Source organism: Amycolatopsis silviterrae (assembly GCF_042684085.1).
In the GTDB taxonomy this organism is placed as follows: Bacteria; Actinomycetota; Actinomycetes; order Mycobacteriales; family Pseudonocardiaceae; genus Amycolatopsis; species Amycolatopsis silviterrae.
The window spans coordinates 921,572-928,965 of the sequence record NZ_JBHUKS010000004.1 but is presented as its reverse complement, the minus strand read 5'-3'; the positions used below and the strand labels follow the sequence as shown (position 1 = coordinate 928,965).

Genomic DNA, 7,394 nt, shown 5'->3' with positions numbered 1-7,394 from the left:
AGTCCCTCAAGGTGGCCCTCACGGACGGTCAGGCTTCGCCGTGCTGGTGGCGCAGGAAGGGGCAGCCGAGGAGCCGCCGCAGTTCCGCGGCTAGCTGCGGCGGGCTGTCGACCGTCCGGGAGAACGCGAGGCGGACGTCGTGGTCGCCCGCCGTCGATTCGACGCGCAGGCGCAGGCCGTACCGGTCGAGGCCGAGCGGGCGGATCCGTCCGCCGCGCAGGTCCGCGGGCAGGTGCCGGGCCAGCTGTTCCACCACGTCCGGATGGTCGCTCTCCAGGTGCCGCAGCCATTCCGCCTCGTAGTTGTGGAACGGGTCCGGCGGGGCGGCGCTGAACATGTGCGGCCGGAGCGAATGCGTGCCCTCCGCGTCGGCGAGAACCAGCGACGCCGGGGTCAGCCGGAGCAGCGTGAGGCCGTGTCCGACGTCGAGGAGCCGGTGGTCCGGCCGCTGCTCGGCGATCGACACCGCACGAGCGCGGGCCGACACCTCGGTCAGCGGCCGGAGCCATCCGGTGATCCACAGCAGGCCGCGGACCGGTTCCCGCAGCGCCACCGGGGCGTGGTCGGCGAGCTCGACCATGACGGCGAGCTCGCCGCGCTGAGTCTGCCGGGAAGCGCGCACCATCGGGTGCTCGTCCGGCAGAAGAATGCTGACGCTTCCGCTGTGGTGCACGTGGTGCAGGACTGGCTCGACGCGTTCGGCTTCGCAGCCGGCGTTCTCGACGGTCGGCATGATCGTCGCCGGGCCGCCGCGGGTCGCGATCGTCTTCGCGCGTTCGGCGGGGTTCGGCGCGGGCGGGCGGCGCACGGATACGGGTGCCTCGGTCACGGCTCACCTCCTACTTAGGTGAGCCTAACCTGAATTGCCGCGTGAAGGGAAGAGTGCGCGCGAAGATCACCCACGGGGCGGGAAAATGCTGGTCAGCGAGTCGGGGAGACGCCGGTGCCGGGCGGATTCGGCTGGTTGGCCCGGTTGATCCCGGGTCGAGAGGCTCTCGGGAAGCGTCCGCAGAGCGAACGATTTTGTCCTCTTGCCGTACGCTACTAGCGTGTCAGTCGTGTCAAGCGCTGTGGAACTCACGCCCCCCGGCCCCCGTGGAATTCCTCCCCTGTTCGCGCGGCTCGTCGACGACTCGGCGCTCTTCCCGCCCGCGGACGTCGCGATGCCGGAGGCGCTGCGCGCGCACTTCGCATCGCGCGGCGGGGAACACGCCGGGGTGCTCGGGGTTTTCCTGTGCCAGGCCTCGCGGCTGCCGGAGCTGATCACCGAGCTGATCAAGATCAAGCCCAAGGAGCCGCTGCCGCTGTCGCTGATCATCGACACCGGGCTCGGCGGCGTTCCGAAGGCGATCTCGATCGTCGAATCGCGCAGCGAGCTGCTGTCGCTGCGGATGGTGGAGATGCCAGCCCCGTCCGACGTCGACGAGGTGTGGCTCGAACGCGTTTCGGAGTTCGTGCCGGAGGACGTCATCCGGGTGGTCGAGCCGCGCCGCGGCGTCGGCTGGCTGGACGGCGTCCGCAACGTGATCGAGCACGGCAGCTGGCCGAAGATCCGCTGCGGCGGCAAGGCGGGGGAGAACTTCCCCAGCGTGGACGAGGTCGCCGACTTCCTGTCCGTGGTCAGCGGCTCGCCGGGGGCGTCGTTCAAGGCGACGAACAGCCTGCACCGCGCGGTCCGGCACGTCGACCCGGAAACCGGCTTCACGCATCACGGCTTCCTCAACCTGCTGGTCGCGTCGGCGCGCTGCCTCTCCGGCGGCGACGTGCGCGAGGCGCTGGAATCGACCGACAGCAAGGCGCTCGCGGACGAGGCGCGCGCGTTGCCGGAACCGGCCGCGAAGGCCGTGCGGGAGCTGTTCGGGTCGTACGCGGCGGCGTCGTTCGCCGAACCGGTGGCCGACCTGGGTGAACTCGAGCTGCTGTGAGCAGGGAGGGGTCGCTGACCCTCGACCGCGGTCTGGCACTGCTGCAGGCGGTGGCCGATTCGGGCGAGCAGGCGGCGACCATCTCCGAGCTTGCGGTGACTATCGGCGCGAGCCGCGCGGCGGTGTACCGGCTGCTCGTGCCGCTGTCGGAACGCGGCCTCATTTGGCGAGACGGCACGAAAGTGCGGCTCGGCGTCGGAGTGCTGCGGCTGGCCGGTCAGGTGCTGCCACAGCTGCGTGAGGCCGCGCGGCCGGTGTTGCGGGAGCTGGCCGAGAAGGTCGGCGCGACGGCGCATCTGACGGTCGCGCAGGGCGATCACGCGCAGGCGGTCGCGGTCGTCGAGCCGTCGTGGACGAACTATCACGTGGCTTACCGGGTCGGCAGCAGGCACGCGCTCGCCGCGGGTGCGGCGGGGCGGGCGATGGCGTTGCGGCCGGGCGGTACTGACCGGTGGATCGTTTCGTCCGGCGAGATCGAGGCTGGTGCTTCCGGGGTCGCCGCGCCGGTGCGTGGGGTGCCGGGGCTGCGGGCGAGTGTCGGGGTGATTTCGTTGGAGCCGTTGGTCTCGGACGAGGTCGGGCCGTTGGCGGTGGAGGCGGCTCTCAAGTTGACCGAGGTGCTGCGGACCTAGCGGCGGGACGCGGCGACCAGCGGCCGGACCATGGTCAGCAGGAGCGCCAGGTCCACCGTGAACAGCAGCCGCTCGAACAGCCCGAGCGTCACTTCCTGCTGCGCCGGCCCGGTGATCAGGGTGAACACGAAGCTGCCCAGCACCACCGCCACGCTGGCGAAACTCGCGACGGCGAGCCGCCGGATCGTGGTGCGGCGCGGCTCCCACGGGCAGGCTCGACCGCCGCGTCGGGTCAGCAGCCAGGCGGCGGTGGGGAGCGCGAGGAACGCGGTGAGGGCGGCGGCGTTGTGCAGCTGGCCGTCGAAGGAACGGGCTTCGCCGTTGGGATCGACCGGGACCATCGCGCACACCGTGAGGCCCGCGCACCACACGCCGAGCAGGACCACGACCGCGGGCGAGCGGCGGGCTTTGACGAGCCCGGCCAGCAACGCCAGCGAACCCAGCGCGAGCGCCAGGCACATGAACGCGAACAGCCGCGCGGCCGAATGGTCGCCGAGCCTGCCGTAGACGTACTCCGACAGCGTCTGCCAGATCGGGCTGATTTGCGCGGAGAGCCGCAGGTGCAGGTCCGTGGCGATGACCACGGCCGCCCCGATGCCGACCAGTGCGAGCCGGCCGTGCACCGGCGACACGGCGGCGCGGGAGGTGGTCGGCACGGGCGCTCCTCGGCGGTCATGGCGGAGGCCATGGCGTCACTGGGGGTTCACCTGGTCCTCGTTCGGGGGTTCCGAAGAGGTTACCTGGCGTTCCTGTGAAGCCGCGGTTACCAGAGCAGCTGGGCCAGCGCGAACACGGCGAAACCGGCGAACACGAAGCCGGCGGCCCGCTGGATCAGCTTCGGCCGGATCCGGTCGCGGATCTTCGCGCCGATGAACACCGCCAGGCCCGCGACCGACACCAGCGCGACGAACGCGCCGAGGCCGACCGCGAACGGATTGCCGAGGCGGGCGACGAGCCCGGCCGTCGCCAGTTGTGAAGCGTCGCCCCACTCCGCGGCGAACAGCACGCCGAACGACGTGAGCGCGGAGCGCAGGAACGAGACCGGCCCCGGTCCGGACCGCGACGCGTCTTCGCCCGCGTCGCGGCCTTCGCTGAAGCCTTCGCGCAGCAGCAGGAACGCGCCGACGCCGAACATCGCGGCGACCAGTACGGAAACCAGGGTTTCCGGCAAGAGGGTGAGCAGGCTTCCGAAAGCCACCGCGATCACGCATTGCACGGCGAACGCCACGCATACTCCGGCGAATACCGGCCAGGCCCGGAAACGGGTGGTGAGCACGAGGGTCGCGACGAGCGTCTTGTCCGGCAGCTCGACGGCCAGTACCAGGCCGAACGCGCTGAACAGAGCGATCAATGCGGGAGACATGAGGTTGTGCTCACCCCTTTCACTGCAACGATAAAGGGGAGATTCAGAAAACCGCAAGCTGATGGGTTTCGCGAATTGCCTGATCAGGTCCGCAGAATGCGTAATGGTGGGCTGCCGGATAATTTTTTTCGGTGTGCCGAATTCTATTTTCCGGCTGCGGTACGGTGCGGGTCATGTCTGTTGACCACGTCGTCGTCACCACCACCGTCGACTCCGAGGCCGCCGCGCGCACGATCGCCGCCAGCGCCATCGAGGCCCGGCTCGCCGCGTGCGCCCAGATCGTGGGGCCGATCACCAGCGTTTTCCGGTGGGAGGAAGAGGTGCAGACGGCGACCGAGTGGCGGGTCGAGTGCAAGACGGCCGCGGACCGGTCCGGCGCGCTGGAGGAGTTCCTGAACGTGCGGCATCCGTACGACCTGCCGGAGGTCGTCGTCACGCCGATCATCGGCGGCAGCCCGCGGTACCTGGCGTGGCTCGTGGAGGAGACCCGCTGAGCACCACCTGATCGGGGGGTAGCTCCGTTCTCTTCTGGCGCGGGTTTCGGCAGGTCGGCGGGACGTTGGTCCTGGTGAGTTCAGGACGTGTTGAACTGGCTGGCTCCGGTGCGCGCGCGGAGGATCGGAGCCGTGGATGTCCTTGAGCTAGCGCGGTGGCAGTTCGGCATCACCACCGTCTACCACTTCCTGATGGTCCCGCTGACCATCGGACTTTCGGTGCTGGTCGCGGCCATGCAGACGGCGTGGGTGCGGACCGGCGAGCTGCGGCACCTCAAGATGACGAAGTTCTGGGGCAAGCTGCTGCTCGTCAACTTCGCCATGGGCGTGGTCACCGGGATCGTGCAGGAGTTCCAGTTCGGAATGAGCTGGAGCGCCTACTCGCGGTTCGTCGGCGACGTGTTCGGCGCGCCGCTCGCGATGGAAGGGCTCCTCGCGTTCTTCGTGGAGTCGGTCTTCCTCGGCCTGTGGATCTTCGGCTGGGACCGGCTGCCCAAGCGGGTCCACCTGGCCTGCGCCTGGGCGTTCTCGCTGGCCACGATGGCCTCGGCCTACTTCATTCTCGCCGCGAACTCGTGGATGCAGCATCCGGTCGGCGTCGAGTTCGTGGACGGCAAGCCGACGATGAACTCGATCGGCGCGGTGCTCACGAACAACACCGCGCTCGCCGCGATCCCGCACACGCTGGCGGGCGCGTTCTCGGTGGCGGCGGCGTTCCTGGTCGGCGTGGCCGGCTGGCACCTGTGGCGGCGGCGTTCGGCCTCGGACGAACACCGCGAAGTCTGGCGCTCGTCGCTGCGGCTCGGCGGCTGGGTCGGCATCGTGGCGTTCGCCGTGCTGGCGATCACCGGCGACATGCAGGGCAAGCTGATGTTCGAGCAGCAGCCGATGAAAATGGCGTCGGCGGAAGCGCTGTGCCACACGGAAAAGCCGGCGAGCTTCTCGATCATCGCGATCGGCGACGTTGCTGACGCCAACTGCGAGGACGTCAAGACGTTCAACGTGCCCGCGCTGCTGTCTTTCTTGGCGCACAACGACTTCTCGACCGAGGTCAAGGGTGTGGAGAACCTGGTTTCGGAATACCAGGCGAAGTACGGCACGAACTACCCGGACGACCCGGCGCTCGGCGCGCTCGCGGGCAAGCCGATCGATTACGTGCCCAGCCTGCCGGTGACGTACTGGGGCTTCCGGATCATGATCGGCTTCGGCGCGATCTCGGCGGGCATCGGGCTGCTGGCCCTGTGGCTCACCCGCCGCGGCCGAATCCCTGGCGGGCGCTGGTTCCCGCTGATGGTGCTCGGCGGCATCGCGACGCCGTTCATCGGCAATAGCGCGGGCTGGATCTTCACGGAGATGGGACGGCAGCCGTTCGTGGTCGCGCCCAACCCGACCGGCGTCGAGGGCATGTGGATGTTCACGGCACAGGCGGTGTCGAAGCTGACGGTGGGCGAGGTGCTGACGTCACTGATCTCGCTGACGGTGCTGTACGCCGTGCTGGGGGTGGTGGAGCTGTACCTGATGCGCAAGTACGTACGGGGCGGGGTTGATGCGGTGATGCCTCCTGCTGCTTCTTCTGACTCTTCTGATTCGGACGGTTCTGACGATGATTCCGATGACCAGGCGCTTTCGTTCGCCTACTGACCCGGTGGAGCGGGCCGGGGTGCCGCCAGAGAACCCGGAGGGCCGGGTTTGGGCGCGGCCCGCTCCACTGGCCTGGACAAGGAGTCGAAGCATGCTCTCCGCCGCGAACGCAGCCCCCACCCTCACCGGGGGGACGCCCCGTACCCAGCGTAATCGGTTCGTGGCTCTCGCGGGTTACCCACAGCAGATCTGTGGACAACTCGCCGGGTTGTGGATAACTCAGGGCCATCGTGGGGACAACCCGGTGGCTGATCGGAGGACGCCGGCAGGCGCCGGGCGAGGTGAGCGGGGATGACACTCGAAACGCTGTGGTTCGCGATCGTCGCGTTGTTCTGGCTGGGGTACCTCTTCCTCGAGGGGTTCGACTTCGGGGTCGGGATGCTGCTGCCGGTGCTCGGGAAGACGAACACCGAGCGGCGCGTCCTGGTCAACACCATCGGGCCGGTCTGGGACGGCAACGAGGTCTGGCTGATCGTCGCGGCCGGTGCCACCTTCGCGGCGTTCCCCGGCTGGTACGCGTCGCTTTTCTCCGGCGCCTACCTTCCGCTGCTGCTCGTCCTCATCGCGCTCATCGGGCGCGGCGTCGCGTTCGAGTACCGCGGCAAGGTCGACTCCGAACGGTGGCGGCGGGTGTGGGACCGCGTGATCATCATCGGTTCCTGGGTGCCCCCGCTTGGCGTCGGGCTGCTGCTCGCGACCACGGTGCTCGGCCTGCCGCTCGACGTGCACGGCAACCGCGTCGGCTCGCCGTTTGAGTCGGTTCGGTGGGACACGCTGCTGGGCGCGCTGGCGATCGTCGGGTTCTCGCTCGTGCACGGTGCCGCGTTCCTCGCGCTAAAAACGACTGGTGACCTGCGGGAACGTGCTCGGACGCTCGCGCTGCGGATCCTCCCGGTCGGGCTGCTGCCGCTGGTCGCGTTCCTGGTGGTCGTCCAGGTCCGTGAAGGCGAACTGTGGACGCTCATCTCGCTGGTGATCGCCGTCCTCGCCGCGGTGGTGGCGTGGCTGCGGCTCTACGTCGACCGCGACGGCCAGGCGTTCGCCGCGCTGGCGGTCATGATCACGGCCGCCGCGGTGACGTTCTTCGGCGCGCTTTACCCGAACGTCCTGCCGTCCACGCTCGACCCGGCGCACTCGCTCACCGTCGCGAACACCGCGGTCAGCCACTACACGTTGACGGTGATGACCTGGGTCGGCGCGTTCGGCGCACCAGCGGTGCTGATTTACCAAGGTTGGACCTACTGGGTGTTCCGCAAGCGCATCGGCGTCCAGCACATCCCGGCGGCGCACTGACCATGACTGAACTTCCCGGCCGCACACCCCTTTCCGCCACGAGGTC

At 69.2% G+C, this 7,394-nt stretch carries 8 protein-coding genes; 5 read left to right on the top strand and 3 right to left on the bottom strand.

The genetic code is table 11. The annotated features are described in order from the left end of the window. Positions 1-28: 28 nt before the first annotated feature. Positions 29-829 carry a DUF2470 domain-containing protein gene (locus ACFSVL_RS08215; protein ID WP_378301945.1) on the bottom strand — a complete coding sequence of 267 codons (801 nt, stop codon included), beginning with the start codon at positions 827-829 and terminating at the stop codon, positions 29-31. 241 nt (positions 830-1,070) lie between these two features. Between ACFSVL_RS08215 and ACFSVL_RS08210 the strand changes: the two genes are divergently transcribed. Beyond that, entirely contained in the window at positions 1,071-1,925 is an 855-nt protein-coding gene (locus tag ACFSVL_RS08210) for a hypothetical protein (protein WP_378302027.1), read from the top strand. After that, positions 1,922-2,557, top strand: coding sequence for an IclR family transcriptional regulator (locus ACFSVL_RS08205; protein WP_378301943.1), 636 nt, complete (start codon positions 1,922-1,924; stop codon positions 2,555-2,557). Before ACFSVL_RS08210 ends, ACFSVL_RS08205 begins: the two co-directional genes overlap by 4 nt. Here ACFSVL_RS08205 and ACFSVL_RS08200 read toward each other — a convergent pair. Together ACFSVL_RS08200 and ACFSVL_RS08195 are read right to left on the bottom strand one after the other, a co-directional pair. Next, positions 2,554-3,213, bottom strand: a complete 660-nt coding sequence (locus tag ACFSVL_RS08200; protein ID WP_378301941.1) for a DUF998 domain-containing protein — start codon at positions 3,211-3,213, stop codon at positions 2,554-2,556. The two genes, ACFSVL_RS08205 and ACFSVL_RS08200, sit on opposite strands and share 4 nt — an antisense overlap. Before the next feature lie 107 nt (positions 3,214-3,320). Beyond that, the gene (locus tag ACFSVL_RS08195; protein ID WP_378301939.1) at positions 3,321-3,920 is read right to left on the bottom strand and encodes a TMEM165/GDT1 family protein; all 600 of its coding nucleotides are present in this window, start codon (positions 3,918-3,920) and stop codon (positions 3,321-3,323) included. 173 nt (positions 3,921-4,093) lie between these two features. Between ACFSVL_RS08195 and cutA the strand changes: the two genes are divergently transcribed. The 3 genes from cutA to cydB all read left to right on the top strand — a co-directional run bounded on the left by cutA (position 4,094) and on the right by cydB (position 7,348). Then, positions 4,094-4,414: a divalent-cation tolerance protein CutA gene (cutA, locus tag ACFSVL_RS08190; protein ID WP_378301937.1), complete on the top strand. Its 321-nt coding sequence runs from the start codon at positions 4,094-4,096 to the stop codon at positions 4,412-4,414. 132 nt (positions 4,415-4,546) lie between these two features. After that, positions 4,547-6,055: a cytochrome ubiquinol oxidase subunit I gene (locus ACFSVL_RS08185; protein ID WP_378301935.1), complete on the top strand. Its 1,509-nt coding sequence runs from the start codon at positions 4,547-4,549 to the stop codon at positions 6,053-6,055. 291 nt (positions 6,056-6,346) lie between these two features. Continuing rightward, positions 6,347-7,348, top strand: coding sequence for a cytochrome d ubiquinol oxidase subunit II (gene cydB / locus ACFSVL_RS08180; protein WP_378301933.1), 1,002 nt, complete (start codon positions 6,347-6,349; stop codon positions 7,346-7,348). Positions 7,349-7,394: the final 46 nt, after the last annotated feature.

Excerpts from the sequence above, each read along its gene's own strand:
- ACFSVL_RS08195 (WP_378301939.1), bottom strand. The coding sequence starts at position 3,920 with ATGTCTCCCGCATTGATCGCTCTGTTCAGCGCGTTCGGCCTGGTACTG.
- cutA (WP_378301937.1), top strand. The coding sequence starts at position 4,094 with ATGTCTGTTGACCACGTCGTCGTCACCACCACCGTCGACTCCGAGGCC.
- cydB (WP_378301933.1), top strand. The coding sequence starts at position 6,347 with ATGACACTCGAAACGCTGTGGTTCGCGATCGTCGCGTTGTTCTGGCTG.